25 protein-coding genes are annotated in these 25,250 nt (G+C 59.8%); 8 read left to right on the top strand and 17 right to left on the bottom strand.

Annotated features, from left to right (window positions below; all coding sequences use genetic code 11):
* Positions 1 to 882 carry a LysR family transcriptional regulator gene (locus HNR38_RS14365; RefSeq protein WP_183705533.1) on the top strand — a complete coding sequence of 294 codons (882 nt, stop codon included), beginning with the start codon at positions 1 to 3 and terminating at the stop codon, positions 880 to 882.
* Here the strand turns inward: HNR38_RS14365 and HNR38_RS14360 are convergent, their stop codons facing one another.
* Entirely contained in the window at positions 883 to 1,491 is a 609-nt protein-coding gene (locus tag HNR38_RS14360; protein WP_183705717.1) for a MiaE family protein, read from the bottom strand.
* Between the two features lie 260 nt (positions 1,492 to 1,751).
* Here HNR38_RS14360 and HNR38_RS14355 point away from each other — a divergent pair, with 260 nt between their 5' ends.
* On the top strand, positions 1,752 to 4,346 hold the full coding sequence (locus HNR38_RS14355) for a bifunctional aconitate hydratase 2/2-methylisocitrate dehydratase (RefSeq protein ID WP_183705531.1): 2,595 nt from the start codon (positions 1,752 to 1,754) through the stop codon (positions 4,344 to 4,346).
* A 204-nt stretch (positions 4,347 to 4,550) separates the two neighbouring features.
* On the opposite strand, the gene putP is transcribed toward HNR38_RS14355, so the two are convergent.
* From putP to HNR38_RS14295, 12 genes are all read right to left on the bottom strand, one after another.
* The gene (putP, locus tag HNR38_RS14350) at positions 4,551 to 6,044 is read right to left on the bottom strand and encodes a sodium/proline symporter PutP (RefSeq protein ID WP_183705529.1); all 1,494 of its coding nucleotides are present in this window, start codon (positions 6,042 to 6,044) and stop codon (positions 4,551 to 4,553) included.
* A 224-nt stretch (positions 6,045 to 6,268) separates the two neighbouring features.
* Positions 6,269 to 7,048 carry a helix-turn-helix domain-containing protein gene (locus tag HNR38_RS14345; RefSeq protein ID WP_183705715.1) on the bottom strand — a complete coding sequence of 260 codons (780 nt, stop codon included), beginning with the start codon at positions 7,046 to 7,048 and terminating at the stop codon, positions 6,269 to 6,271.
* A 102-nt stretch (positions 7,049 to 7,150) separates the two neighbouring features.
* Positions 7,151 to 7,792, bottom strand: coding sequence for a dTMP kinase (gene tmk / locus HNR38_RS14340; protein ID WP_183705527.1), 642 nt, complete (start codon positions 7,790 to 7,792; stop codon positions 7,151 to 7,153).
* Positions 7,792 to 8,856 carry an endolytic transglycosylase MltG gene (mltG, locus tag HNR38_RS14335; protein WP_183705524.1) on the bottom strand — a complete coding sequence of 355 codons (1,065 nt, stop codon included), beginning with the start codon at positions 8,854 to 8,856 and terminating at the stop codon, positions 7,792 to 7,794. The genes tmk and mltG overlap by 1 nt, the downstream gene beginning before the upstream one ends.
* A 3-nt stretch (positions 8,857 to 8,859) precedes the next feature.
* Entirely contained in the window at positions 8,860 to 9,678 is an 819-nt protein-coding gene (gene pabC / locus HNR38_RS14330; RefSeq protein ID WP_183705522.1) for an aminodeoxychorismate lyase, read from the bottom strand.
* 6 nt (positions 9,679 to 9,684) lie between these two features.
* Positions 9,685 to 10,932, bottom strand: a complete 1,248-nt coding sequence (gene fabF, locus HNR38_RS14325; protein ID WP_183705520.1) for a beta-ketoacyl-ACP synthase II — start codon at positions 10,930 to 10,932, stop codon at positions 9,685 to 9,687.
* Positions 10,933 to 11,055: 123 nt separating this feature from the next.
* Positions 11,056 to 11,289, bottom strand: coding sequence for an acyl carrier protein (acpP, locus tag HNR38_RS14320; RefSeq protein ID WP_008938713.1), 234 nt, complete (start codon positions 11,287 to 11,289; stop codon positions 11,056 to 11,058).
* Between the two features lie 131 nt (positions 11,290 to 11,420).
* The gene (gene fabG / locus HNR38_RS14315; RefSeq protein ID WP_183705518.1) at positions 11,421 to 12,164 is read right to left on the bottom strand and encodes a 3-oxoacyl-ACP reductase FabG; all 744 of its coding nucleotides are present in this window, start codon (positions 12,162 to 12,164) and stop codon (positions 11,421 to 11,423) included.
* Between the two features lie 12 nt (positions 12,165 to 12,176).
* Complete coding sequence (fabD, locus tag HNR38_RS14310) at positions 12,177 to 13,118, bottom strand: ACP S-malonyltransferase (protein ID WP_183705516.1); 942 nt, start codon at positions 13,116 to 13,118, stop codon at positions 12,177 to 12,179.
* A gap of 126 nt (positions 13,119 to 13,244) precedes the next feature.
* Positions 13,245 to 14,267 carry a phosphate acyltransferase PlsX gene (plsX, locus tag HNR38_RS14305; protein ID WP_183705513.1) on the bottom strand — a complete coding sequence of 341 codons (1,023 nt, stop codon included), beginning with the start codon at positions 14,265 to 14,267 and terminating at the stop codon, positions 13,245 to 13,247.
* Between the two features lie 25 nt (positions 14,268 to 14,292).
* Positions 14,293 to 14,472: a 50S ribosomal protein L32 gene (gene rpmF / locus HNR38_RS14300; RefSeq protein WP_183705511.1), complete on the bottom strand. Its 180-nt coding sequence runs from the start codon at positions 14,470 to 14,472 to the stop codon at positions 14,293 to 14,295.
* A 31-nt stretch (positions 14,473 to 14,503) separates the two neighbouring features.
* Entirely contained in the window at positions 14,504 to 15,061 is a 558-nt protein-coding gene (locus tag HNR38_RS14295) for a YceD family protein (RefSeq protein WP_183705509.1), read from the bottom strand.
* Positions 15,062 to 15,192: 131 nt separating this feature from the next.
* Here HNR38_RS14295 and HNR38_RS14290 point away from each other — a divergent pair, with 131 nt between their 5' ends.
* A complete protein-coding gene (locus HNR38_RS14290; RefSeq protein WP_183705507.1) occupies positions 15,193 to 15,795 on the top strand; it encodes a Maf family protein in 603 nt (200 codons plus the stop codon).
* A 15-nt stretch (positions 15,796 to 15,810) separates the two neighbouring features.
* On the opposite strand, the gene HNR38_RS14285 is transcribed toward HNR38_RS14290, so the two are convergent.
* From HNR38_RS14285 to rluC, 3 genes are read right to left on the bottom strand one after another with little or no spacing between them, the layout of a single operon-like run.
* A complete protein-coding gene (locus HNR38_RS14285; RefSeq protein WP_183705505.1) occupies positions 15,811 to 16,866 on the bottom strand; it encodes a S49 family peptidase in 1,056 nt (351 codons plus the stop codon).
* Positions 16,867 to 16,915: 49 nt separating this feature from the next.
* Positions 16,916 to 17,563, bottom strand: a complete 648-nt coding sequence (locus HNR38_RS14280) for an HAD family hydrolase (RefSeq protein ID WP_183705503.1) — start codon at positions 17,561 to 17,563, stop codon at positions 16,916 to 16,918.
* The gene (gene rluC, locus HNR38_RS14275; protein WP_183705501.1) at positions 17,560 to 18,621 is read right to left on the bottom strand and encodes a 23S rRNA pseudouridine(955/2504/2580) synthase RluC; all 1,062 of its coding nucleotides are present in this window, start codon (positions 18,619 to 18,621) and stop codon (positions 17,560 to 17,562) included. Before rluC ends, HNR38_RS14280 begins: the two co-directional genes overlap by 4 nt.
* Positions 18,622 to 19,198: 577 nt before the next feature.
* On the opposite strand from rluC, the gene rne reads away from it, so the two are divergent.
* Positions 19,199 to 22,360, top strand: coding sequence for a ribonuclease E (gene rne, locus HNR38_RS14270; RefSeq protein WP_183705499.1), 3,162 nt, complete (start codon positions 19,199 to 19,201; stop codon positions 22,358 to 22,360).
* A 2-nt stretch (positions 22,361 to 22,362) separates the two neighbouring features.
* Positions 22,363 to 22,908, top strand: coding sequence for a YecA/YgfB family protein (locus HNR38_RS14265; protein WP_183705497.1), 546 nt, complete (start codon positions 22,363 to 22,365; stop codon positions 22,906 to 22,908).
* Position 22,909: 1 nt separating this feature from the next.
* Here the strand turns inward: HNR38_RS14265 and HNR38_RS14260 are convergent, their stop codons facing one another.
* Entirely contained in the window at positions 22,910 to 23,776 is an 867-nt protein-coding gene (locus HNR38_RS14260; protein WP_183705495.1) for a PHP domain-containing protein, read from the bottom strand.
* Positions 23,777 to 23,850: 74 nt separating this feature from the next.
* On the opposite strand from HNR38_RS14260, the gene HNR38_RS14255 reads away from it, so the two are divergent.
* From HNR38_RS14255 to HNR38_RS14245, 3 genes are all read left to right on the top strand, one after another.
* The gene (locus HNR38_RS14255; RefSeq protein ID WP_183705493.1) at positions 23,851 to 24,150 is read left to right on the top strand and encodes a YciI family protein; all 300 of its coding nucleotides are present in this window, start codon (positions 23,851 to 23,853) and stop codon (positions 24,148 to 24,150) included.
* 127 nt (positions 24,151 to 24,277) lie between these two features.
* Entirely contained in the window at positions 24,278 to 24,946 is a 669-nt protein-coding gene (locus HNR38_RS14250) for a TIGR04211 family SH3 domain-containing protein (protein WP_183705491.1), read from the top strand.
* Positions 24,947 to 25,243, top strand: coding sequence for a PilZ domain-containing protein (locus HNR38_RS14245; RefSeq protein WP_343068337.1), 297 nt, complete (start codon positions 24,947 to 24,949; stop codon positions 25,241 to 25,243).
* Positions 25,244 to 25,250 lie beyond the last annotated feature (7 nt).

Here is a 25,250-nt window from a genome sequence, read left to right as displayed (position 1 = left end):
ATGAAATACACCTTTCGCCAACTCGAAGTCTTTCTGGCCGCCGCCCGCTTCCAGAACATCACGCGCGCGGCTGAATCCCTGGCCATGTCCCAGTCAGCCGCCAGCAGCGCGCTGAAAGAACTGGAAAACCAGTTCAACATCCAGTTGTTCGACCGGGTTGGCAAACGCCTGCAACTGAACGAACTCGGCCGCCTCTACCGCCCCCGGGCCGAAGCCCTGCTGGCCCAGGCCCAGGATCTGGAACAGGCCTTCAGCAAACATTCGGAAGTGGGCGCGCTGAAAGTGGGCGCAACGCTTACGATAGGAAACTATCTGGCCGTGGGCGTCATGGCCCAATACATGAATACCCCTACTCATCCCCCAGTCACCCTGGAAGTCGCCAACACCAGCACCATTGCCCAGCGGGTTCGGGACTTTGAGCTGGACATCGGCCTGATCGAAGGGGAGCTGCAGTCACCGGAACTGGAGGTAATCCCCTGGCGCGGGGACAAACTGGTGGTTTTCTGCTCTCCGGAGCACCCACTGGCCAGGCAGCAGATTCTGGATGATGACGACCTCCGGCAGGCCACTTGGATCATGCGGGAACCAGGGTCGGGCACGCGTCAGAGTTTCGAACGGGGCATGCACGGGCTGCTGCCCGATCTGAATGTACTGCTGGAACTGGAACACACCGAGGCGATCAAGCGGGCGGTGGAAGCTGGTCTGGGCATCGGATGCCTGTCCGAAGTGGTCCTGGCGGACGCTTTCCGGCGCGGCAGCCTGGTCCCCCTTCAAGCGCCGGAATACCGGCAGTTTGACCGTCAGTTCTATTTCATTCTGCACCGGCAGAAATACCGGAGTGCCGGTATCGACCGGTGGATGGAACTCTGCCGGGAGCTGTAATCAGTCGGGAACCGGTCCGCTGTGAAAGCGGAATTCGGTGTCCGGTTGCTCGATCAACGCTTTCTCGGCCGCCAGAAATACCGCCAGGCGATCTTCAACCGGGCCACCCTGAGCCTGTTCGGCAAGCCTGAGATAGTCCTGATAGTGGCGGGCTTCGGATTTCAGAAGTCCGGTATAGAAACCCGCGAGCTCATCATCCAGGTACGGTGCCAGCGCCGCAAAGCGCTCGCAGGAACGGGCCTCAATGATCGCGCCCACAATCAGCACATCCACCAGCCGCCCGGGGTCCTCGCCTCTCACCAGTGCCCTCAGACCCGCCGCGTAACGGGCGGGTGACAGGTGGTCGTATACCACGTCGCGCTTGTTCATGATCGCCAGCACCTGCTCAAAATGCCGAAGCTCCTCGCGAGCCAGTCGCGACATCTTGTTGAGCAGATCGGTGTTATCGAGATACCGGTACATCAGGCTCAGGGCTGTGGAAGCCGCTTTTTTCTCGCAATGGGCATGATCAATCAGCAGTAGTTCCTGATTGGCCAGGGCGTTGTCAATCCAGGTCTGAGGCGTGCGGCACGGGAGGAACTGATGAATCTCTTGCAGGGCGTCGGTCATGTTGGTCATCGGACAGCTTCGGGAAACGGGCGCGGGAGTATAGCGCACATAACAAACTTCTCCGACCTCTGTCCAACTTAACTTTATAAGGGGTTTCCTATAGAATGCTGCGCCAGATCAAGGAGTCTCTGAATAAATCCTGAAGCCCCATCGGTGATTTGAGGCGTTATTCAGAGGCTCCTGCGGCCTTTTCGCCACAAAACTCCCGCCAGGCACACTGCGCCAAGGCGTGGACATTCCAACTGATGAGGGTCCATATCGTGTTAGAAGCCTATCGTGAACACGTCGCTGAACGTGAAGCCCTGGGTATCCCCCCGAAACCCCTGAATCCCGAGCAGGTCGCCGAACTGGTTGAACTGCTGAAAAACCCGCCGACCGGTGAAGAGGAAACTCTGGTCTACCTGCTGGAAAACCGCGTTCCGCCGGGTGTGGACGAAGCCGCTTACGTCAAAGCCGCTTTCCTGTCCGCCATCGTCAAGGGCGAAGCCTCTTCTCCGCTGATCAGCAAGGAAAAAGCGGTACAGCTGCTGGGCATGATGCAGGGTGGCTACAACATCGAAACCCTGGTTGACCTGCTCGACGACAGCGAACTGGCCGAACTGGCCGGTAAAGAGCTCAAGCACACCCTGCTGATGTTCGATGCCTTCAACGATGTGAAAGAGAAGATGGACGCCGGCAACAACGTTGCCAAGGAAGTCGTTGAGTCCTGGGCCAACGCCGAGTGGTTCACCGGCAAGAAGAAAGTACCTGAGAGCACCAAGATGGTGGTGTTCAAGGTAACCGGCGAAACCAACACCGACGACCTGTCCCCGGCCCCCGATGCCTGGTCCCGCCCGGACATCCCTCTGCATGCCCGCGCCATGTACAAGATGGAGCGTGATGGCCTGAACCCCGAGGAGCCAGGCGTAACGGGTCCGATCAAACAGATCGAAGAGATCCAGTCCAAGGGCCTGCCGGTTGCCTTCGTGGGTGACGTCGTCGGTACCGGTTCCTCCCGTAAGTCCGGTACCAACTCGGTACTGTGGTACTTCGGCGAAGACATCCCGGGCGTTCCGAACAAGCGCGCCGGCGGTGTGTGTATCGGTAACAAGGTTGCCCCGATCTTCTTCAACACCATGGAAGACGCCGGCGCCCTGGTATTCGAGGCACCGGTCGACAACATGAATATGGGCGACGTGATCGACATTCGCCCGTACGAAGGCAAAATCCTGAACGAAGCCGGCGACGTGATCTCCGAGTTCGGCCTGAAGTCCGAAGTAATCCTGGACGAAGTGCAGGCTGGCGGCCGTATTCCGCTGATCATCGGCCGTGGCCTGACCAAGAAGGCACGCGAAGCCCTGAACATGGGCCCCACCGACATTTTCCGCCTGCCGAAAGATCCGGAAGAAGGCGACAAGGGCTTCACCCTCGCCCAGAAGATGGTCGGCAAGGCGTGTGGCCTGGAAGAAGGCAAAGGCATTCGCCCGAACACCTACTGCGAGCCGCACATGACCACCGTGGGCTCCCAGGACACCACCGGTCCGATGACCCGTGATGAACTCAAAGACCTGGCCTGCCTGGGCTTCCAGGCGGACCTGGTGATGCAGTCCTTCTGTCACACTGCCGCTTATCCGAAGCCGGTTGACGTGGAAATGCAGCACACCATGCCGGACTTCATCCGCAACCGTGGCGGTGTTTCCCTGCGCCCGGGCGACGGCATCATTCACTCCTGGCTGAACCGCATGCTGCTGCCGGACACCGTGGGTACCGGTGGTGACTCCCACACCCGTTTCCCGATGGGCATCTCCTTCCCGGCCGGTTCCGGTCTGGTGGCGTTCGCCGCTGCCGCCGGCGTTATGCCGCTGGACATGCCGGAATCCGTGCTGGTTCGCTTCAAAGGTGAAATGCAGCCGGGCATCACCCTGCGTGACCTGGTACACGCCATTCCGCTGTACGGCATCAAGCAGGGCATGCTGACCGTTGAGAAGAAAGGCAAGATCAACGAGTTCTCCGGTCGCATCCTGGAGATCGAAGGTCTGGAGCACCTGACGGTTGAGCAGGCGTTCGAGCTGTCTGACGCCTCTGCCGAGCGTTCCGCGGCTGGTTGTACCATTAACCTGTCCGAAGACTCTGTTGCCGAGTACCTGCGCTCCAATATCGTCATGCTGCGCTGGATGATTGCCGAAGGCTACGGCGATCCGCGCACCCTGGAGCGTCGTGCCCAGCAGATGGAAGAGTGGCTGAAGGATCCGAAGCTGATGCGTGCCGACAAGGACGCAGAATACGCTCACGTGATCGAAATCGATCTGGCCGACATCAACGAGCCCATCGTCTGCTGCCCGAACGACCCGGACGACGCCCGCTTCCTTTCCGAAGTGGCCGGCGACAAGGTCGACGAGGTATTCATCGGTTCCTGCATGACCAACATTGGCCACTTCCGTGCCGCCGGCAAACTGCTGGCCCAGCACAAGGGTGCACTGACCACCCGCCTGTGGATGTCACCGCCGACCAAGATGGATCAGCAGCAGCTGATGGACGAAGGCTACTTCAACACCTACGGCACCGCCGGTGTACGCACCGAGATGCCGGGCTGTTCTCTGTGCATGGGTAACCAGGCACGGGTTGCGGCCAAGTCCACCGTGCTGTCCACATCCACCCGTAACTTCCCCAACCGCCTGGGCGATGGTGCCAACGTGTACCTGACCTCCGCGGAGCTGGCAGCTGTGGGTGCCGTTCTGGGCAAACTCCCCTCCCCTCAGGAGTACATGGAGTACGCCAAGGACCTGAACAGCATGTCGAAAGAGATCTACAAGTATCTCAACTTCGACCAGATGGAGGACTACACCAAGAAGGCATCCGAGGCGAGCGTCGCCTGATCGCCTGAAAAGGTAGACTCCAGAAAAAAACGCCAGCCTCCGGGCTGGCGTTTTTTTATGCCTTCACACTTCCAGCAACATCGGAACCGGGTCCCAAGAGTCTCCACCCGCCCAGTCGCAGCAGCCCATCCCGGGAGGAGACATGGCATAAAAAAAGGGACTCCCGAAGGAGTCCCTTTTTACTGTGGGCTGTAATCCTGCAGGTTACGGCAGGTCACGCGCTCCACGGCCCATGGCACGGTCAAACTGCTCCAGGATGTCCTGGTGCGGGGTGCCAGACACCTTGGAAACGACCACGATGGCGATCGCCGCAAGGATGAAGCCAGGTACGATCTCGTAAAGATCGAAGATACCGCCGGAGATGTTGCCCCAGACCACGACGGTAACACCACCGACGATGATGCCTGCGATCGCGCCAGCGCGGTTCATGCCTTTCCAGAACAGCGACAGAATCAGCGCCGGACCAAAGGCAGCCCCGAAGCCAGCCCAGGCGTAGGACACCAGCTCAAGTACCTTGCTGTCCGGATCCAGTCCCAGCAACAGGGCGATGATGGCGATACCGACAACCGCGAAACGACCGACCCAGACCAGTTCCTTCTGGGAGGCGTCTTTACGGAAGATGGCCTTATAGAAATCCTCTGCCAGAGCGGAAGAGGACACCAGCAGCTGGGAATCCGCAGTACTCATGATGGCCGCAAGGATAGCCGCCAGCAGGATACCGGCAATGACCGGGTGGAACATGGCATCAACCAGCAGCATGAAGGCACGTTCGCCGTCATCCAGCGGAGTCTCGAAGTAGCCAATGGCAGAAAAGCCAACCAGCAGCGCGCCGAGCAGACCCAGACCACTCCAGATCACGGCAATGCGACGGGCAGTTGGCACGTCATCTTCAGAGCGGATCGCCTTGAAGCGCGCCAGGATGTGCGGCTGACCAAAGTAGCCCAGACCCCAGGCCAGCAGGGAGATGATCGCCATTGCCCCCAGGGCGTTGCCGTCGGTGCCTGTCAGAGCATTCAGAAATTCCGGGTTCTTCGCTTCCATCGCGGCCTGGGTTGCGTCCCAGCCACCGGCAGCGTTCATGGCAATGATCGGCACCAGCAGCAGTGCAGCGAACATCAGCAGGCCCTGAATGACGTCCGTCCAGGAAACCGCAAGGAAACCACCGAAGAAGGTGTAGGAAACCACGGCCAGGGTGCCCACAACGATAGCGATGTTGTAGTCGAGGCCAAAGACGGTTTCGAACAGCTTGCCACCGGCAACCAGACCGGAGCTGGTGTAAAACAGGAAGAACAGCAGGATGAAGAACGCGCAGACCACCCGCAGGATACGACTGGTGTCGTTGAAGCGGTTCTCGAAGTACGAGGGCAGGGTCAGCGAGTCACCGGCAGCCAGCGAGTAGGTGCGCAGGCGACGGGCGACAAACAGCCAGTTCAGCCAGGTACCGGCCAGCAGACCGACGGCAATCCAGATCGCCTCATAACCGGCCGCGTACGCATAGCCCGGCAGACCGAGCAGCAGCCAGCCACTCATATCCGAGGCACCGGCACTCAGTGCCGAAGGCAGGGGGCCGAGGGAACGGCCGCCAAGAATGTAATCCGAGAGGTTGGAGGTGCGTTTCCAGGCAACATAGCCCACCCCCAGCATCATCAGGATATACAGAATAAAGGTTATAGTAACCCCTATGTTGTTTCCTATCATGTCAGGTATCTCCCCTTGCGCTATCCAAGGTTTGTTGTTGGCTTGCTTGGGCTATTCCATAGCCCTTGGTTTGGTCGTTTCCCGATCCCTTTTTATTGCATAGCGGATAGTCCTTATCCGCGCTGTTGTTCAAGGTCAATAAACTAGTATTACTAGCGCCCTCAGGCTTACAAATTCCTACGATAATTTTGTAAATCCTTCCTGAACTCCAGCAATTGGCCCTGTCAGGCCACGTATTGCTGTGCCCTTAACCTTGTTGGCGTCGTATCGTGATGTTTGCGCAATGCGTTGGTGAGCGCGCTCTGGGAGGAGAAACCCGTTCGATAGCTGATCTCGGAAACCGAAAGGCGGGTGGATGCAAGAAGATGGATGGCCTGCTCCAACCGGGTGTGCAAGAGGAACTGGTGCGGCGTGACCCCGGTGACTTCCCTGAAAATCTCATGGAACCGGCTGACACTCAGGCAGGCAACGCCGGCCAGGTCCCGGACAGTGATCTTCCGGTGCAGGTTTTTCAGAATATAGTGTCTGACAGCCTGGGGGCTGAGGGTATGTCGGTTCACCACACAGCTCTGACGGTCGATAATCCGCTCCGCCATGCAGTAAAGGATGCTTGTGGCCAGATTCTGGTGTAACGCGTAATTGTCAGGCCAGCGATCAAATTCACCCGCTGCAAACTGAACCAACCCCTGAAGACGACTGTCCATCTGCAGACTCCGGGGCTCCTCGAAAACCCGCATCATCCGCTCGTAATCGGCATGGGCCGGGGAACTCAGGGCAGGCGTCACAGGATCCACATTGATCACCATGACGTGGTTCTGGGCATCCCCCCAGTAATCGTGGCGGGCTTCGGTCGGCACCAGGCAGGCCTTCCAGGTATCCAGATGGGCACCAGTCCCATCAACACTCAGATCGGCCTCGCCACGGACACCGACAACGATCTGATGGTGCTCATGGTTATGCTGGTGGGCAGCCACCGGAAGCTTTAGAAGTTTGGCGTTGAGCATTACTTCTGCCGACAATTAATCGAGAATGTTCCTCAATTAAAGCAGATCCGGACGGAAAGTGCACGAAACTGCCAGGTATCGGCCTGAAAGCAAACGCTGCCTTCAGGCGGTTGATGGCATGCGGGCTATCGCAATCAACAGGGCGGTCACGCTTTCGGATACCTGGTCGAGGGGCAGTTCCGCGTTGACCACATGGTACTGACCCGGGTTGGCAGTGGCGCGCTCCAGATAGGTTTCCCGGATACGCTGGAAAAACGCCAGCGTTTCCTGCTCGAAACGGTCCAGTTCACCGCGCTTTTTCGCCCGTGCCATGCCGGTCTCGACCGGCGCATCCAGAAGAATCACATGATCCGGACGCACGTCACCCTGAACCAGTGTTTCCAGAATCTCGATCTGTTCCGGCGGCACGCCGCGCCCACCGCCCTGATAGGCGAAGGTGGCGTCCGTAAAACGGTCACACAGAACCCACCTGCCCTGCTCCAACGCCGGCAGTATCCGGTTACGCAGGTGCTGCGCCCTAGCCGCGAACATCAGCAGCAACTCGGTGATATCACTGACAGGCTCTTCCCTTGGTGCCAGCAGCAGTTCACGGATTTTTTCAGCCATCGGGGTTCCACCGGGCTCCCGGGTGATTTCCACCTCCAGCCCCAAATCGGACAGCGCCCGGGCGGCCCGCTGCAACTGGGTGGACTTGCCCACCCCTTCGGTCCCTTCAAAGGTGATAAAACGACCACGATCCGCCATCACTGCCCGGCCTCTTCAGTGTTTTCATCTTCGGGGGCGGGATAGGAGCGGTAGTCCTCGCTCCGGTTCAACTGATATTCCCTGACCGCGCGCTGATGTTCTGCCAGCGTGTCTGAAAATTTGTGAGTGCCATCACCCCGGGCAACAAAATACAGGGCGCTGCCCTCGGCAGGGTGCAGAGCCGCATGAATGGCCTCCCGCCCCGGCAGGGCTATGGGCGTCGGCGGCAGGCCATTGATCATGTAGGTGTTGTACGGTGTATGGGTCCTCAGATCCCGGCGGCCAATCCGCCCCTCATAGCTGTCCCCCATGCCGTAGATCACAGTCGGATCCGTCTGCAGCCGCATACCTTTTTGCAAGCGCCTTACAAACACACCGGCCACGTCCTGACGTTCGCCCGCTACGCCGGTTTCCCGTTCAACAATGGACGCCATGATGAGCGCGTCATAGGCGGACTCGTAAGGCAGGTTTTCCGCTCTTTGCTGCCACTCCTCCTCCAGCACGGACGCCATCCGCTCATAGGAGCGCTTAAGCAGATCCAGATCGGACTCGCTACTGGTAAACAGATAGGTATCCGGGAAAAAGCGGCCTTCCGGATGCTGGTCCGGCGCGCCGACGGCGGCCATGATCTCGGCATCGGTCCAGTCCGTGGTTTCCTTGTGCAGATGCTCACTGGCTGCCAGCCTCGCCCGGAGGTCGGCGAACGTACGGCCTTCGATAAACTGTACCGACCAGTGTTTCACCCTGCCCTCAACCATATCGTCAAGCACCGCCAGAGGAGTCATGCCCGGCTCAAGCTGGTAATCCCCCGCCTTGATCCGGGTCTGCTCCGGATTCAGCCTTCCGTAGAGCCTCAGCCACAGCGATTCACTGACCAGGCCTTCCTCAGCCAGGCGGTATGCCAGTTGACTGAAGGCCGTACCGGATTCCACGGTGAAGACCTCAGGTTGCGCCAGAGGGATAGGCTTCTTGAGCGTCTCCAGCCCCTGCCAGGCCCACAGCGCCCCACCGGCGCCGACGAGCACCAGGGCGGAGAAACACAGAAACAGTAGCTTTCTGAACACGGCTTATTCCATTACTTGGGATGAGAAGGCGATTGTCGCAAGCCGACGGGTTACTGGCAAAGCCTGCCCCGCCAGAGTGCGAACCGGAACAACCCCGAGAACACTGTTGGTCAGGTATAGCCCGCGGCACCGGTCGGGGCCCAACTGATCAAGGGTCACCGGTGCCTCAACCACGGGTTCACCGGCGTTATGCAGACAGGCCAGCACATGGCGACGCATGACCCCGCAGACCGCCAGGGTTGAAGCAGGCGGTGTCTGCCAGCCATCATCGGTGGCCAGAAACAGATTGGTCCGGGTTCCTTCCACCACCTGCCCTTCGGCGTTGCTCATCAACACCTCGAAGATGCCCTCGGGCATGGCCTTTGCCGCCATCACCTGTTCCAGCCGGTTCAGCGACTTGATGCCGGCGAGCACAGGATTGACGGTAAGCGGAACCGGAGAGAAGTCGATGTCAACGCCTCCTTCCGGGGGCGCATCTGGCGCCGGACCGTGGCGCACCAGCAGATGTGGAGAGGCGCCCGGTTCCGGCTGGTAACCCCGGCCGCTACCACCCCGGGTCAGGATCAGCTTGAGTACCCAGGGCCTGCCATCGTATTGCCCGGCTTCCCGGGCCATGATCTGGAGGCAGGTCTTTTCAAGGTCACCCCGGGGAACCGGAATGCCCAATCTGCCCGCATCCCGGACCAGCCGGTCCAGATGAGGATTCAGCAGCGGGGCATGATCGCCGGACACCCGCAGGGTTTCGAACAACCCATCCCCATATGCCAGCCCCCGATCGTCGGAGGGCACCCCCTCCTCGTCTGCCCGGAAGAGCTGAAACACGAGCCCTTATCCCTCGTAGCGGCTCATGATCAGGGTACCGTTGGTTCCCCCAAAGCCAAAGGAGTTCGACAGCGCCGTGCGGATATCCGCCTTGCGGCTCTGATGGGGAACGAAATCCAGGTCACAGCCCTCGTCCGGGTTGTCCAGGTTGATGGTCGGCGGCAGTACGCCTTCCTTCAGCGCCAGGACGGAGAATATCGCTTCGACAGCACCGGCGGCACCCAAAAGATGGCCGGTCATGGATTTGGTACTGCTCATCGCCAGCTTTTGGGCGTGAGCACCAAAAACGGATTTCACCGCGGCCACCTCAGCAACATCACCCACCAGGGTGGATGTGCCGTGCGCATTGATGTAGTGGACGTCTTCGGGCTTAAGGCCGGCGTCACGTATGGCGTTACGCATGGAGCGGGCCGCACCTTCACCGTCCGAGGGCGGTGCAGTAATGTGGTGCGCATCGTCACTCATGCCAAAGCCCACCACCTCACCGTATATGGTGGCGCCCCGGGCCCGGGCATGCTCCAGATCCTCGAGGACCAGAACACCGGCGCCGTCGCTGAGGACAAAGCCGTCACGGTCACGATCCCAGGGGCGACTGGCCTTTTCGGGCTCATCGTTACGCGTGGATAACGCTTTGGCCGACGAGAAACCCGCCACGCCGCTACGGGTGGTCGCCATTTCGGAGCCACCAGCCAGCATGACGTCGGCATCTCCGTAGGCAATGGTACGGGCGGCATAGCCGATATTGTGGGTACCTGTGGTGCAGGCAGTCACGATCGCAATATTGGGCCCCTGGTAGCCGTAGCGGATAGCCGTATTACCGGACAGCATGTTGACAACAGAAGCGGGTATGAAGAAAGGCGACACCCGGCGAGGTCCGGACTTTTCCATCTGGATGACGTTCTTCTCAATGAACTCCAGACCACCAATACCGGAACCAATAGCGACCCCGACCCGTTCACGATCAAGCCGGTCATACGTTTCAAGACCGCTGTCGTCCACGGCCTGCTGCGCAGCGGCCAGGCCATAGTGAATGAACGCGTCAAGCTTGCGGGCCTCTTTCGGAGAGAGGAAAGGCTCGATATCCAGGTCCCGGACCGCACCACCAATCCGCGTGCTGTAGTCGCTGGCATCAAAACGGTCGATCGGGCCGATACCGCTGCGGCCGGCACAGATCGCTTCCCAACAGGACTGGACATCGTTTCCCACCGGGGAAACCATCCCCATACCGGTGATCACCACCCGTCGCTTACTCATATGTCTGTCACCCAACAGTCAATCCAGTTACCAAGTGCACTGATCTTCAGCCAATAAAAAAGCCGTCCTTCCTGAACCGAAAAGGACGGCTTTCGACTGGCTATTACGCCCGTCCGCAGAGGATCAGGTGTGCGCGACGATGTAGTCGATCGCGTCCTGAACGGTGCCCAGCTTTTCGGCCTCTTCGTCAGGAATCTCGGTTTCGAATTCCTCTTCCAGAGCCATAACCAGCTCAACAGTGTCCAGTGAGTCAGCGCCAAGATCCTCTACAAAGGAAGAGGTGTTCTGAACTTCGGACTCTTTCACGCCCAGCTGTTCACAAACGATCTTCTTCACGCGCTCTTCAACTGTACTCATAATGTCCTCACTTAATGTGTCAACCAAGCAACTCGAAGGCTGCGAGTTTAGTGTAAACCCCACCTGCAAACAAGCGGGGATTGTTTCCAACATGCTATACGGCAAAGGTTCCGGGGCGCCAGCCGCCGGCATTATCCCATGTACATGCCGCCATTCACATGAATGGTTTCCCCAGTGACGTAAGCCGCACCGTCTGAAGCCAGAAACGCCACGACCGACGCCACTTCACCCGGATCCCCCAGGCGACCGGTCGGTATGATGTCCAGCATAGCCTGACGCTGCTTATCGTCCAGTTTTTTGGTCATATCCGTATCGATGAAACCGGGGGCCACGCAGTTCGCCGTAATTCCCCGGTTCGACATCTCCTTGGCCAGGCTGCGGGTAAACCCCTCAACGCCGGCCTTGGCTGCACAGTAGTTGCCCTGACCGGGGTTCCCCATGTCAGCCACTACCGAACTAATGTTAATAATCCGGCCCCAGCGGGCTTTCGCCATGCCCCTGAGCACAGCTTTGCTGAGCCGGAAAACGCTGGACAGATTGGTATCCAGAACCGCTGACCAGTCATCGTCTTTCAAACGCATGAGCAGGTTATCGCGGGTGATCCCCGCGTTGTTGACCAGGATCAATGGAGCATCGGATTCCGCAGTCAACTGCTTCAGCCCCGCCTCAATGCTGTCGGGATCGGCCACATTCATGACCATACCGTAACCCTTGATGCCCGCCTCTTTGAGGCCGGCGGTAATGGTATCGGCACCGCCCTCTGATGTAGCCGTCCCAACCACTTCAGCACCCTGCCGACCCAGCTCGTGAGCAATGGCCCTGCCAATGCCACGGGTTGCGCCGGTCACCAGCGCCACTTTGCCTTGCAAAGACATAACTAACTCCGTTTATCGGGAACCGGCGAGAGCCTCGACAGCCTTCGCCAGTGAATCTGGATCTTCAATGCCGTGCACCGGCAACTTGCGGTCAATGCGCTTGATCAAGCCCGCCAGTACCCGGCCCGCACCGCACTCAACCGCGACGCCTACACCATGGTCAACCAGCGTACGCACCGAATCGGTCCACAGCACCGGTGAATAGAGCTGCTTGAGCAGATTGTCCTTGAGCTCATCGGCCGTGGTTGCCTCCCCGGCATTGACGTTCTGCACCACCGGGATCATGGCATCCGTGAACCGTACATCGCTCAGGCCTTCTGCCAACTGTTCGGCAGCGCCTTTCATCAGCGCGCAATGGGAGGGAACACTGACCGGCAACGGCATTGCCTTGCGAGCACCTCGCTCCTTGCAGGCTTCAATGGCGCGATCCACCGCGGCTGCGGAGCCGGCAACAACCACCTGCCCCGGCGCGTTAAAGTTTACCGCGGAGACGACGTCCCCCTGGGCGGCTTCCTCACAGGCGGATTTAACATCGGCATCCTCGAGTCCGAGAATGGCCGCCATGCGCCCCTCCCCGGCTGGCACTGCGTCCTGCATCAACTCCCCACGCAGTTGAACCAGTTTCACCGCTTCAACGAAATCCAGACTCTCGGCGGCCACCAGGGCACTGTATTCCCCCAGGCTGTGGCCAGCCACAAAGTCCGGTCGCGGACCTTCAGCAAGACACCACTGCCGCCACAGAGCAACACTGGCGGTGAGCAGCGCAGGCTGGGTCACTGTGGTCCGGTTAAGCTCTTCCGCCGGGCCATTCTGGCACAGATCCCAGAGATCATAGCCCAGGACGTTGGAGGCCTCATCGAAGGTTTCTGTAATCATCGGCCAGGTTTCGGCTGCACCGGCAAGCATGCCGACAGACTGAGAACCCTGACCCGGGAAAATAAATGCTGATTTCATGGGCGGAATCTTATCGTTATCGAAGGGTTTGTGGAGATTAGCCAATAGTGTAACTTTGGCAAATTCCAGCGGATTCTGGAACCGGCCACCCCGCGACTTTAGTCTCAGCAGCCAGTTGCGGCAGTCTCAGAGCATGAGATCATCCAGCCGCTCATTGATGCGCCGGGGCACTTCCAGCTCCACCTCACAGACGGCCTGGCGAATGGCCGCCAGCATCGCGCACTCGTTGGCATTACCGTGACTCTTGATGACCACCCCCTGCAAGCCCAGCAGGCTGGCACCGTTATGGCGCGCCGGGTCCACCACCTGCAGCAGGCGCGTCACAATCGGACGGGCCAGCAGGCCCACAAGTCGCCCGTAGAGGGTTCGCGAAAACGCTTTCTCGAGTAACTCGATCAGCATGCCCGCGACACCCTCCCCGGTCTTGAGGGCGATATTGCCGACAAAGCCATCACAGACCACCACATCGGCCACATCCCGGAACAGATCGCTGCCTTCGACGTACCCGATGTAATTGAGCGTATCGCACTGCGCCAGCATATGGGAGGCAAGCCGAACCTGCTCGTTGCCCTTGATCTCTTCCTCGCCGACATTGAGAAGCGCGATGCGTGGCTCGGGCTGGGCGCAGATCGCCGTCGCCATCAACGAGCCCATCAAGGCATACTGATAGAGATTCTCGGCCGTCGAATCGACATTGGCACCAAGATCCAGAACGTGGCACCGGCCCCGGGGAGAAGGTATCTGTTTGGCGATGGCCGGTCTTTCGATGCCGGGATACATGCGGATGATTGAGCGACCAAAAGCCATCAGCGCCCCGGTATTACCGGCGCTGACACAACCCTGGGCTTCGCCATCGCGCACCAGCCCCAGCGCGATGGCCATGGAGGAATTACGCTTGTGCCTCAGGGCGTGGGAGGGGCGTTCATTCATCTTGACCACATCCGCCGCCTCGACGATGCGGATTCGGGCATGCCCCTCACGCAACAAGGCCTCGAGCTCGCTCCGGATACCCACCAGAACAATGCTCAAGGCCTCGTTTTCACGTACTGCTTCCAGGGCGGCAGGGACAACCACGGAGGGTCCCTGGTCGCCACTCATGGCGTCAATCGCTATGGTGACCGGTCGGCTCACCACCTGTTCATGGGCCATGACAGGAAAGCGTACCCGGGCACGATTACTCGTCGCGCCCTTCTACGACCTGCTTGCCACGATAGAAACCGTCCGGAGACACGTGGTGACGACGATGAACTTCGCCGGTGGTCGCGTCGGTGGACAGAGCGGCAGAAGTCAGCGCGTCGTGAGAACGGCGCATGCCACGCTTGGAACGGGTCTTGCGGTTTTGCTGTACAGCCATGATTATGCTCCTGACCTTTTACGAAATCGATTTAGTGCTTTGTGTTCTTGAGCCCCGCCAGCACGCTGAACGGGTTCTCCCTTGTGCTTTCCGCTTCCGGCTCTTCCGGTTCCGGATCGGGCTCCAGAGCCTCCAGATCCTTTGTCGCCGGGCATTCTGACCGATCATGCAGAGGAAACGCTGGCAGAGCCAAAAGCAGCTCATCCTCCACCAGTGTCCACACGTCCATACTGAAGTCTTCCACCGGGAAGGGTTCCAGGTTTTTCGGCAACTGCTGGGCTTGCTGCTCACTTGCAACCAGACCAAGCTCAAAACCGGATTCCAGCTGACTCTGCATATCTCCCATGCAACGCTGGCATTCCAGCACGACAGTTGCAGACAGCTTCCCCGAAACCACCCTGCGGCGCTCTTCATCCAGACCAAACGTCAGGCTGACGTGGCATTCACTGCCCTCAGGCAGGCGTGACACGGTGTCCCGAAAACGGGAGAGACTGACCAGAGGAACAACACCCTCAAGGGTTGAACCCTGTTCCGCCAACCGGTACGGATCGACAGATTTTGGCAGTTCTGCATTCGGCGCTTCAGACATAGGCGCGCAATTTTAGGGGCCGGGCGCCCCACTGTCAAAGAGTTAATGGACGAAAGCGATGAGCTTGGCCTGCCCATACGGGTATTCTACGATAAAGCCCGACCATTTACTCACCGGATACCGGACTGCCAATGCCAACCCCCAAGCTGCTCCTTGCCTCTTCATCACCCTACCGGCGCGAACTGCTGTCACGGCTTGGCTGGCCATTTGACTGCGCCAGCCCCGACATTGATGAGACCGCCCTGCCCGGAGAAGACGCCCGGACCCTGGCGGTACGCCTGGCTTGTGACAAGGCCCGCGCACTGGCCAACGACTATCCGGAGCATCTCATTATCGGCTCGGATCAGGTAGCCACGCTGCCAGACGGCACCCTTCTGGGCAAACCCGGCAACTTCACCCGGGCGAAGCAGCAACTGAGCCAGTGCAATGGCCACAGCGTGCACTTTGAAACCGGCCTGGCTCTGCTCGACAGCCGCTCAGGCACGCTGACATCCTGTTGCGAAACCTACGAAGTGCATTTCCGCCAATTGTCGGACCAGGAGATCACCCACTATCTTCAGCGGGAACAACCTTATGACTGCGCCGGCAGCTTCCGTATGGAAGGCCTGGGCATCACCCTGTTCAGCCGGATGGCCGGCAGGGACCCCAATACCCTGATCGGATTGCCACTGATGGCGCTGATCGACCTGCTGTCACAATTCGGCATTCGCCCTCTCGAGCAGGGCCCGGAATAATACCGGGCCTTACCGCTAGCGTAGCTCCAGCCGGGACTCCAGCAACTGGGTCGCAACGCCCTCGCCCACGGCGACACCAAGCTGGTCAATCAGATCCTGCCAGGGCGAACGCCCGCGGGTGTAATTGACCTGCTCTTCCTGCCCCACCAACTGACGGGCAACCCAGGAGGTACTGCCAAGCCCGTCGACAAGCCCCAGCTCGAGGGCCTGCTCACCACTCCAGACCAGACCGCTGAACAGCTTGTCGTTGTCGGCAAGACGATCACCCCGCCCGGCTTTCACCGCCTCAATAAACTGTTGGTGGGTGATCTCCAGAACACTGCTCCAGAAGTCCACCTCCTGCGTCTTCTCCGGCGAGAAGGGATCCAGGAACGCCTTGTTCTCGCCCGCGGTATACAGGCGACGATCCACGCCCAGCTTGTCCATCAACCCGGTATAACCAAAGCCGCCAGCGACCACGCCGATGGAACCGACAAGACTGGCGCGATTGGCGTAGATCTCGTCCGCTGCAGCAGCAATGTAATAGGCGCCCGACGCACCAATATCGGAAATCACCGCATACAGTTTTTTATCGGGGTATTCCTCCCTAAGGCGGCCGATCTCGTCGTATACATAACCGGCCTGCACCGGACTCCCGCCCGGACTGTTGATTCTCAGCACCACCGCCCGGGAACCTTCGGCCTCAAAGGCCTGACGCAGCGATGACACCAGATTGTCAGCGCTGGCGACCTCATCAGCCGCAATCGGCCCGTTAACCTCCACAACCGCGGTGTGCTCGGCACTGACGCTCTCCATGCCGTCACCGATCGGCGAACGCAGGAAAAACAGCAACGCCAGGAGGTAGGCGAAAGTCAGCAGTTTGAAGAAAATCCCCCAGCGACGGCTCCGACGCTGCTCCGCCTGCAGCGACATCACCAGCTTTTCAATCAGCTTCCAGTCCCGACCGGACTCCGGCGGCATCGCAGGCTCTCGCCCACCCAGAAACCGGCGCTTGCGGGTGGTTTCCTGAGACGATGCTCCGGCAGGCTCATCACCCCAATGATGCGGTTTGTCCGACTCCCAATCACTCATCTGTCGTTCCTTATGACTGAATCTTCAATTACCGAGGCCGGACCGTATCCTAGAGACCAAGAACCTGTCGAAGCTCGGCTACCGACCCAACCACCGCGTGCGGATCATAGGCCTGGAGCACACTGCGATCATGAACGCCCCACTCTACCCCGATGGATGGCATCCCGGCCCGCCGGGCCATTTCCAGATCATACCGGGTATCGCCGATCATCACCGCCTCGGACGGCTGATAGCCATAAAACGCCAGGATCTCCGCCAACATCAGCGGGTCCGGCTTGGAACGGGTCTCGTCGGCACAGCGCGTGATCTCGAAATGATGCCCCAGGCCACTGCTGTCCAGCGCCGAAGCCAGCCCGCGGCGACTCTTTCCGGTGGCAACCGAGCAGGCCCGGCCGGCACCCCTCAGGTCCGACACCACATCTGCCATGCCATCGAACACATGTTGGGGTGTTGTGGTTCTCTGGAAAAAGTATCTGGCGTACCCCTCGCGAATATCCTGCATCTGGGCTTCACTCAGCCCCGGGTACAGTTGCTGCAGAGCCTCGACCATCCCCAGGCCGATAATATCCCGGTAGGCAGAACGCTCAAGCTCGGGATAGCCAAGCTCTGTGGCCGCCTGGTGCAGACTGCCGGCAATATGATCAACGGAATCGATCAGCGTCCCGTCCCAGTCAAAAATAACGACTTTCACATTCATTCAGCGCCCTCCACGGGCATCAGACTTTTCAGAAAACCGGCGAAGGCATCGTCATAGGGTGCTTCAAACTGACGGACCTCACCGGACCCCGGCAGGCGAAACTCCAGGGCGCGGGCGTGCAACATCAGCCGCTGCCCACCAGCCGAGCGGAATGCCTTGAGGCTGGCATCGTCCATATATTTGTCATCGCCCGCAATCGGATGCCCGGCCCAGGTAGCATGGACACGGATCTGATGGGTCCGACCAGTGACCGGTGATGCTTCCACCAGGCTGTAGCCCTGATACCGCTTCAGACAACGGAACAGCGTCAGGGAAGGCTTGCCTTCGTCACTCACCCGAACCCGGCGCTCCCCATTGGGCATCTGAAACCGCAGCAGGGGCTCATCAACCCGGTCACAGGCGGACGACCAACTTCCCGCAACCAGCGCATGGTAATGTTTACGAATCCGTTTCTGACGCAACTCGTCCTGGAGAAACCTCAGGGCCGAGCGCTTTCTGGCCACCATCACCAGTCCGGACGTATCCCGGTCCAGGCGATGAACCAACTCCAGAAAACGGGCTTCCGGACGGGAAGCACGCAACACCTCGATCAACCCGAAACTCAGGCCGCTGCCGCCATGGACGGCAATCCCGGAGGGCTTGTTCACCACCAGCAGGTCGTCATTCTCGAACACAATGGCCGCTTCCATCACCGCCTGCACCCGATCCCCGGGCTTCGGCTGTTCCGGCTTCTGTTTCTGCACCACCGGCGGAATACGGACCACGTCGCCGGCACTGAGCCGGGTATCCGGTTTTACGCGCCCCTTGTTCACGCGGACTTCGCCCTTTCGGACAATCCGGTAAACCATGCTCTTGGGAACACCCCGCAGCCGCGCCAGCAGAAAGTTGTCCAGACGCTGGCCGGCCATGTCATCATCCACCGTTGCCCACTGGACCCGGGCCTGACGCTCGACGTCCTCCGGTGCCGGTGACCGGTCAGGCGCTTTCTCTGGTGCCCTTCGGCGCCCCTTCGGGCCCGGGCGCTGAGACTTGTTTCGCGGAGAGGATCTGCGGGACATCGGAAACCTTGTGTCGAGGTATTGTTCGGGAACGCCCTAACTGTTATATTCCGGCGTGCTCTGCCGTTTGTCTACGGCCTGATGTTCTCTGGTCAGAAGCCGGAGCGGCAGCAGTATACCGACACTGATCCAGAGTTTGAACGCCGCCGCCCCATCTTTACCGGACGCGGCGAGAGAGACTTCCCGGACCGGCCTGGACCGCCATGACGCGGCGCCGGACAGGAAGCAGAAAACAACCGACCGGAAAACCGTCGGGCGACATCGCGAAGAATCATTGCCACGCAGAGCCGGGCCGTCCAGCTTACCAATATGACGTGAGACCCAGGCCTTTGTGTGAACCTGAAGTGGATATTATGCGTCAACGGACATTCACTCTGAACAACCCCTCGCTGCCTACGGGCAAGCGGCGCGTCAGTGGTGACCCGAGACATACCGGATCAAACCCCACAAGGATCTGATCCAACCGGTCGCCGGCCGTTCAACCTGAACAGCGCCAGCGGCACGCACATCCTGCTTCGCTGATGCGAACACCCCCGGTTTTCTGTCACTTAACAGACGACAGGAACCTGCTCTTTCCATGAAAAGAATGCTGATCAATGCAACTCATCCCGAAGAGTTGCGCGTAGCCCTGGTAGACGGCCAAAAACTGTTTGATCTGGACATTGAATCCAGCAGCCGTGAACAAAAGAAAGCCAACATCTATAAAGGCCGCATTACCCGCGTAGAGCCCAGCCTTGAGGCCGCTTTTGTTGATTTCGGCGCCGAGCGCCATGGCTTTCTGCCGCTCAAGGAAATCTCCAAGGAGTACTTCAGCAAATCCCCCGGCCAGATCGAAGGCAAAATCAACATCAAGGATGTGATTTCCGAAGGTCAGGAAGTCATCATCCAGGTCGACAAGGAAGAACGTGGCAACAAGGGCGCCGCCCTGACCACCTTCATTTCCCTGGCCGGCCGCTATCTGGTGCTGATGCCCAACAACCCCCGGGCCGGCGGTATTTCCCGTCGCATTGAAGGCGACGAAAGAGCCCAGCTCAAAGACGCCATGAGTGATGTCCACGCACCCAAGGGCATGGGCATTATCGTGCGCACCGCCGGTATCGGCCGCAACAGTGAAGAGCTGCAGTGGGACCTGGATTACCTGGTCCAGTTCTGGGAAGCCATCAGCCAGGCCGCCAAGGACCGCAAGGCACCGTTCCTGATTCACCAGGAAAGCAACGTCATCATCCGCGCGGTACGCGACTACCTTCGCCAGGATATCGGCGAGGTCCTGATTGATTCGGAAACCGTGTACGAAGACGTACTGAGCTTCGTTCGGGCGGTCATGCCCACGTTTGAAAACAAGATCAAGCTGTACAAGGACGAAATCCCCCTGTTCAGCCGTTACCAGATCGAAGGCCAGATCGAGACCGCTTTCCAGCGGGACGTCAAACTGCCCTCCGGTGGTTCCATCGTCATCGACCCCACCGAAGCCCTGGTGTCTATTGATATCAACTCTTCCCGCGCCACCAAAGGTCAGGACATCGAGGAAACCGCGCTCCAGACCAACCTGGAAGCGGCCGAGGAAATCGCCCGCCAGCTGCGCCTGCGTGACATGGGCGGTCTGATTGTTATCGACTTCATCGATATGACTCCGGCCAAGCACCAGCGCGAAGTGGAACAGAAAATGCGCGAAGCGCTGGAACTGGACCGTGCCCGAGTTCAGGTCGGCAAGATTTCACGTTTCGGCCTGCTCGAAATGTCCCGTCAGCGCCTGCGCCCTTCCCTGGGCGAGACCCGCAGCGAGGCCTGCCCACGCTGTGAAGGCCAGGGCACCATCCGGGGTATCGAATCCCTGGCGCTGTCCATCATGCGCCTGATCTACGAGGAATCGTCCAAGGAGAAAACCGCAGAAGTCAGGGCGGTGGTTCCCGTCTCCGTTGCCACGTTCCTGCTGAACGAAAAGCGCAAGCAGCTGGCCGACATCGAAAAACGCCAGGAAGTGGCGGTGGTGGTCGTGCCCGTGCCGCACATGGAAACGCCCCACTTTGAAATTCTCCGCCTGCGTCAGGATGAAACCAGTCCTGAGCATATCTCCAGCCATCAGGTGGCCCAGGAGTACAACGAGCGGGAAGAGGAAATCAGCACCGAGATCACCAGCCCGGAAAAGCCGGTACGTGAGCAGGCCGCCGTCAAGGCCATCCGCCCGGCCGCCCCGGCCCCGGCCCCGACCGAAAAAGCCGCCAGCACTACCGACAGCGAGGAAGGCCTGTTTGCCCGCCTTGGCAAGAAGATTGCCGGCTTCTTCAGTGCTGACGAGCAGGAAGAAGACTCCGCCACGGCCAGAGACCGTCAACGCAGCGGTGACCGCCGCAACGAGGCCCGGCAGGATCGCCGCAAATCCCGGGTAGCAAGGGATGATCAGCGCTCCGGCGGCAACAACAACCGCAGCGGCAACGATCGCCGTCAGGGCGGCCAACAGAACCAGAACCGCAACGATGACAACCGCGGCCGCAACAGCAACCGCAGCGGTGGCAAGAACAACGATCAGAACAACCAGAATCGCCAGAAACCCCAGAACAAATCTGGCGATAACAAGGGCAATGACGATCGTTCCGACAACCGCAAAGGCGGCCAGAGCCGTGGTCAGGGGAAAAGCCGTCCCCAGAAGGACCAGAACCAGAAAGAACAACAGAAAGACCAGAAGGACAATCGTGGTCAGCAGGACAACCAGAAGTCCGGTAATGACCAGAAATCCGGCAACGACAAACAGGGCAGCGGCGACGACAAGAACCGCAAGCCCCGGCGTCAGCGCAACCGCGATGGTTCTCCGTCAGAAACGCCGTCCTCCACGCCGGCGGCCCGCAAGTCCCAGCGTGCAGACAAGCACCAGAAAGACACCCAACCGGAAGCGGTGAAGGACAACGGCGACAAAAACACGGAAGCCAAGCCTGCCGACGAACAGCCCAGGAGCAATGGCCGCAAACGCAAGCCCAAGCAGGCGGACAACGCCAGCAACGGGGCTCCGGCAAAAGCGGACGAGCAGGCCAAAGCCGCTGACAAGCCGAAAAGCGACGACAAGCCTCAGGCTGAAAGCAAGCCCGGACAGGACGACAAACCGAAACAGGAAACCAGGCCCAAGCAGGAAGACAATAGCCAGGCCGAAGCTCGTACAGAGGCGGACACCAAGGCGTCCGACAAGACTGGCGACAAGGCGGCCCAGGCCCAACCTGCTGAGGAAAAACCTGCAAAGGCAGAACCGTCCCAGCCAACGCCAGCTGCGACTGACGAAAGCGGCAAGTCTGCAGAGGAAAACAAAGCCGGGAAACCGGCAGCTCAGCAGCCGAAGGAAGCCCCGTCAGACGCCCCCAAGGAGGCCCGGACCGAGGCAAAAGCCGCTGAAGCGCCAGCGCCCAAGTCGAAGCCGGCCAGTGACAGCAAGCCGGAAGAAACCGGTAAAAGCGAGCAGAAGCCGGAGCCGGAGAAATCGCCGGAGCCTGCCCAGGCACCCAAAGCTGAGCCGGAAAAGCCCGCGGAGGCATCTGACAACGCCGAGTCGACGTCTGCGCCAGAGCCTGCAAAAGTGGCCGAAAAACCCAAGCAGACTGCCGGGGAAAAGAAAGAGGACAAGCCGGCGGCGGAACCCGCTCAGTCAGCGGAACCCGAGGTTCCGGTCACTCCGGGCCGGGCTTACAATGATCCCCGGGAAGTCCGCAAGCGCCAGCGTGCTGCGGAACAGGCCAAAAAGGCAGAGGACAACTGATCATGTTGAGCAACCGGGACATAGAGGCACTCGAAGACATTCTGTTTGCCGAACCTTGGGGGGATCACGCCCTGGATTTCTTCGGATTCCACGGCGTGGTTTGCGCCAGCGTGATTGGACCGGTCAGGGTGGAGACGGAAGACCTCTTCCGTCTGGCCACCGGCAGCGATTCGGTACCGGAAGCCGGCGTCCCGGAGATCTTCACTCACTGCGTCAGTGAGTTGTCCCGGGATATGGCCCACGCCCTGGATATGGGGCAACCACTGGAACTGCCAGAGCCAGAAGACGGTGACCCCATGAACGCCCTGGAAAACTGGTGCGCCGGGTTTGTCGATACCTTCCTGGAACATGAGGAAGCCTGGCTGGTCGCCGCATCCAGCGAAGAGGACGTCGCCGACCTGATGGTCCCGATGCTGACCCTCTCCGGGCTCTTCGATGACGAGGATTTCCAAAAGGCCCGCAATAACGAGAAGCTGTCAGCACGGATGGCCGACACCATTCCGGACTCGCTCACGGACCTCTACCTGCTGTTCCACGCGCCCGAGTAAATCAGGCCGGAACAGGCTCACGGAAATGCTGCCAGACGGGCTCCAGCCCGTCTGGCATTTTCATGATACGCCCCAGCTCACACCACGGAGCGCCGGGAAAGTGGAAATCACTGCCCTGGGATGCCCAAAGTCCCTGCCTGCGCGCAAGTTCCGCGACAAAGCCCAGATCACCACTGGACTGGCCGGACACCGACACCTCGATACCCTGGCCACCGACAGCCTGGAAGTCCTTTACCAACTCCCTGAGCTTGGTCGCCGTTAACCGGTACTTTCTCGGGTGAGCCAGAACCGCAATGCCCCCCGCCTGGACGATCCACTCCACCACCTCTGCCAGCTCCGGCCAGCAGGCTTTGACGTCCCCCGGCTTGCCAGTCCCCAGGTAACGCTTGAAGGCGTGAGCGGGCCTGGGCACAACCTCTGCTTCCACCAGCACGCTGGCAAAATGAGGCCGACCGGGCACGTCTCCACCTGCGAAAGCCGTCGCCCGGTCCAGCAGGTCGGGCACGTTCAGCTTGGCGAGCTTGTCGGCAATCAGACGGGCACGCTGCCAGCGGTTATCATTCTGCCGTGCAAGCGCCGCGCGGAAGGCCTCCTGACGCTCATCAAAATCCAGACCCACCACGTGGATAGTGTGGCTACGCCACACACATGACAGCTCGATACCGTTGATCAGTTCCATGCCTTCGTCGCTGGCGGCCAGCTTTGCCGCGCTGAGGCCGGCGATGGTGTCATGGTCGGTCAGAGCCAGATGGGTGACTCCCTGGGCCGAAGCGCGAGCCACCAGTTCCTCGGGTGACAGGGCGCCATCCGAAGCCGTACTGTGGCAATGCAGGTCAATGCAGGTCTGGGGGTCTTGAGGTATAGTCACGGGCTATCCGGAAATGAACATTCGGGGCCAGTCTACCAGTGTTGGCGACGGTCCCCCAGCTCTCGGGAGAGAATATGTACTACGCCATTATCAGTGAAGATGTCACCGACAGCCTGCCCCTGCGCAAACAGGCCCGCCCGGCCCACCTGGCCCGGCTTGAAGCACTGAAAGCCGATGGACGCCTGATGGTTGCCGGCCCCAACCCGGCCATCGACTCCCCCGACCCCGGCGAGGCAGGCTTTACCGGCAGCCTGGTTATCGCCGAGTTTGACTCCCTGGAACAGGCCCGCCAATGGGCGGATGAAGACCCCTACGTCGAAGCCGGCGTGTATGCCTCAGTTGTGGTCAAGCCCTACAAGGTCGTGCTGCCCTGACCACGCTCACGACAGGTCGGCAGCAGTATGAGCGTATTGTAACCCCCGGTCATTTGACTGGCTGCCGGCCTGTGACAAAATTATTGCGTTTACTCATCAACGCTAACTGACGCTAGGAAAGCAATCCGTGACACCACTTCGTCTGATACTTGCCGCTCTGCTTATTATCAGCTCATTTTCCGTGGCCCAGGCCCGTACCGTCTGGGTAGACGACCAGTTGTACCTGCCCGTTCGCTCCGGCGCCGGTACCCAGTACCGGATCGTGGAAAATGCGCTCCCCAGCGGAACCGCACTGGAACTGCTTGAAAGTGGTGAGAACTACAGCCGGGTGCGCACGCCCAAGGGCACCGAAGGCTGGGTTGCCAGCCAGTATCTGAGCAACGAGCCCATCGCTGCCGACCAGCTCCAGCAGGCCCGCCGGCAACTGTCGTCGGCAAGGGAACGTATCAGCGAACTGGAAACACAACTGGCCAATGTCACCGAAGAACGTGATACGCTTGAGAGTACAGAAAACAACCTCTCTTCACGTGCCCAGGAGCTTCAGAAGGAGCTCACGCGCATCAAGGAGGTTGCGGCGGACTCCCTGAACCTGGAACGGCGCAATCGGGAACTGGTTCAGGAAAACCAGCGGCTTGGCAACGATCTGGAGGTGCTCACGGCCGAAAACGAGCGACTGGAAGCCAGCAAGGAGTCCGACTTCATGCTGCTGGGCGCCGGCCTCGTGCTGGGTGGTGTGTTACTTGCCCTGATCATTCCCATGCTCAAGCCGACCCGGAAAACCGACAATTGGGCGTGAATGCTTATGCGGGATTACTCGGAAAAGAGGGATTTTCACCGGATGCAGGTCAACGCCGGCATCCAGATTACCGACAGCAGCGGTGAAACCTTTACTGGCACCTGTATCGACCTGAGCGCCACCGGCATGCAATTACTGGTCGATCGCCCCATGGAGGTGGGTGCAACGCTCAGCACACGTATGGATTCGGCGGATGCCCAGGTGGCGGCCCTGGAAACCGAGTGCGAGGTGATGCGCTGTCAGCAGCAGGACGACGGCTACCTTCTGGGCGTCAACATCACCCGACTGGCCCAATAAAAAAGGC

Source organism: Marinobacter oulmenensis, assembly GCF_014201735.1.
Lineage (GTDB): Bacteria > Pseudomonadota > Gammaproteobacteria > Pseudomonadales > Oleiphilaceae > Marinobacter > Marinobacter oulmenensis.
Note: the sequence above shows the minus strand (reverse complement) of the source record. Positions and strands in the feature narration are given on the sequence as shown.

Excerpts from the sequence above, each read along its gene's own strand:
- HNR38_RS14365 (WP_183705533.1), top strand. The coding sequence starts at position 1 with ATGAAATACACCTTTCGCCAACTCGAAGTCTTTCTGGCCGCCGCCCGC.
- HNR38_RS14360 (WP_183705717.1), bottom strand. The coding sequence starts at position 1,491 with ATGACCGACGCCCTGCAAGAGATTCATCAGTTCCTCCCGTGCCGCACG.
- putP (WP_183705529.1), bottom strand. The coding sequence starts at position 6,044 with ATGATAGGAAACAACATAGGGGTTACTATAACCTTTATTCTGTATATC.
- HNR38_RS14345 (WP_183705715.1), bottom strand. The coding sequence starts at position 7,048 with ATGCTCAACGCCAAACTTCTAAAGCTTCCGGTGGCTGCCCACCAGCAT.
- tmk (WP_183705527.1), bottom strand. The coding sequence starts at position 7,792 with ATGGCGGATCGTGGTCGTTTTATCACCTTTGAAGGGACCGAAGGGGTG.
- fabF (WP_183705520.1), bottom strand. The coding sequence starts at position 10,932 with ATGAGTAAGCGACGGGTGGTGATCACCGGTATGGGGATGGTTTCCCCG.
- acpP (WP_008938713.1), bottom strand. The coding sequence starts at position 11,289 with ATGAGTACAGTTGAAGAGCGCGTGAAGAAGATCGTTTGTGAACAGCTG.
- fabG (WP_183705518.1), bottom strand. The coding sequence starts at position 12,164 with ATGTCTTTGCAAGGCAAAGTGGCGCTGGTGACCGGCGCAACCCGTGGC.
- fabD (WP_183705516.1), bottom strand. The coding sequence starts at position 13,118 with ATGAAATCAGCATTTATTTTCCCGGGTCAGGGTTCTCAGTCTGTCGGC.
- plsX (WP_183705513.1), bottom strand. The coding sequence starts at position 14,267 with ATGGCCCATGAACAGGTGGTGAGCCGACCGGTCACCATAGCGATTGAC.
- rpmF (WP_183705511.1), bottom strand. The coding sequence starts at position 14,472 with ATGGCTGTACAGCAAAACCGCAAGACCCGTTCCAAGCGTGGCATGCGC.
- HNR38_RS14295 (WP_183705509.1), bottom strand. The coding sequence starts at position 15,061 with ATGTCTGAAGCGCCGAATGCAGAACTGCCAAAATCTGTCGATCCGTAC.
- HNR38_RS14290 (WP_183705507.1), top strand. The coding sequence starts at position 15,193 with ATGCCAACCCCCAAGCTGCTCCTTGCCTCTTCATCACCCTACCGGCGC.
- HNR38_RS14285 (WP_183705505.1), bottom strand. The coding sequence starts at position 16,866 with ATGAGTGATTGGGAGTCGGACAAACCGCATCATTGGGGTGATGAGCCT.
- HNR38_RS14280 (WP_183705503.1), bottom strand. The coding sequence starts at position 17,563 with ATGAATGTGAAAGTCGTTATTTTTGACTGGGACGGGACGCTGATCGAT.
- rluC (WP_183705501.1), bottom strand. The coding sequence starts at position 18,621 with ATGTCCCGCAGATCCTCTCCGCGAAACAAGTCTCAGCGCCCGGGCCCG.
- rne (WP_183705499.1), top strand. The coding sequence starts at position 19,199 with ATGAAAAGAATGCTGATCAATGCAACTCATCCCGAAGAGTTGCGCGTA.
- HNR38_RS14265 (WP_183705497.1), top strand. The coding sequence starts at position 22,363 with ATGTTGAGCAACCGGGACATAGAGGCACTCGAAGACATTCTGTTTGCC.
- HNR38_RS14255 (WP_183705493.1), top strand. The coding sequence starts at position 23,851 with ATGTACTACGCCATTATCAGTGAAGATGTCACCGACAGCCTGCCCCTG.
- HNR38_RS14245 (WP_343068337.1), top strand. The coding sequence starts at position 24,947 with ATGCTTATGCGGGATTACTCGGAAAAGAGGGATTTTCACCGGATGCAG.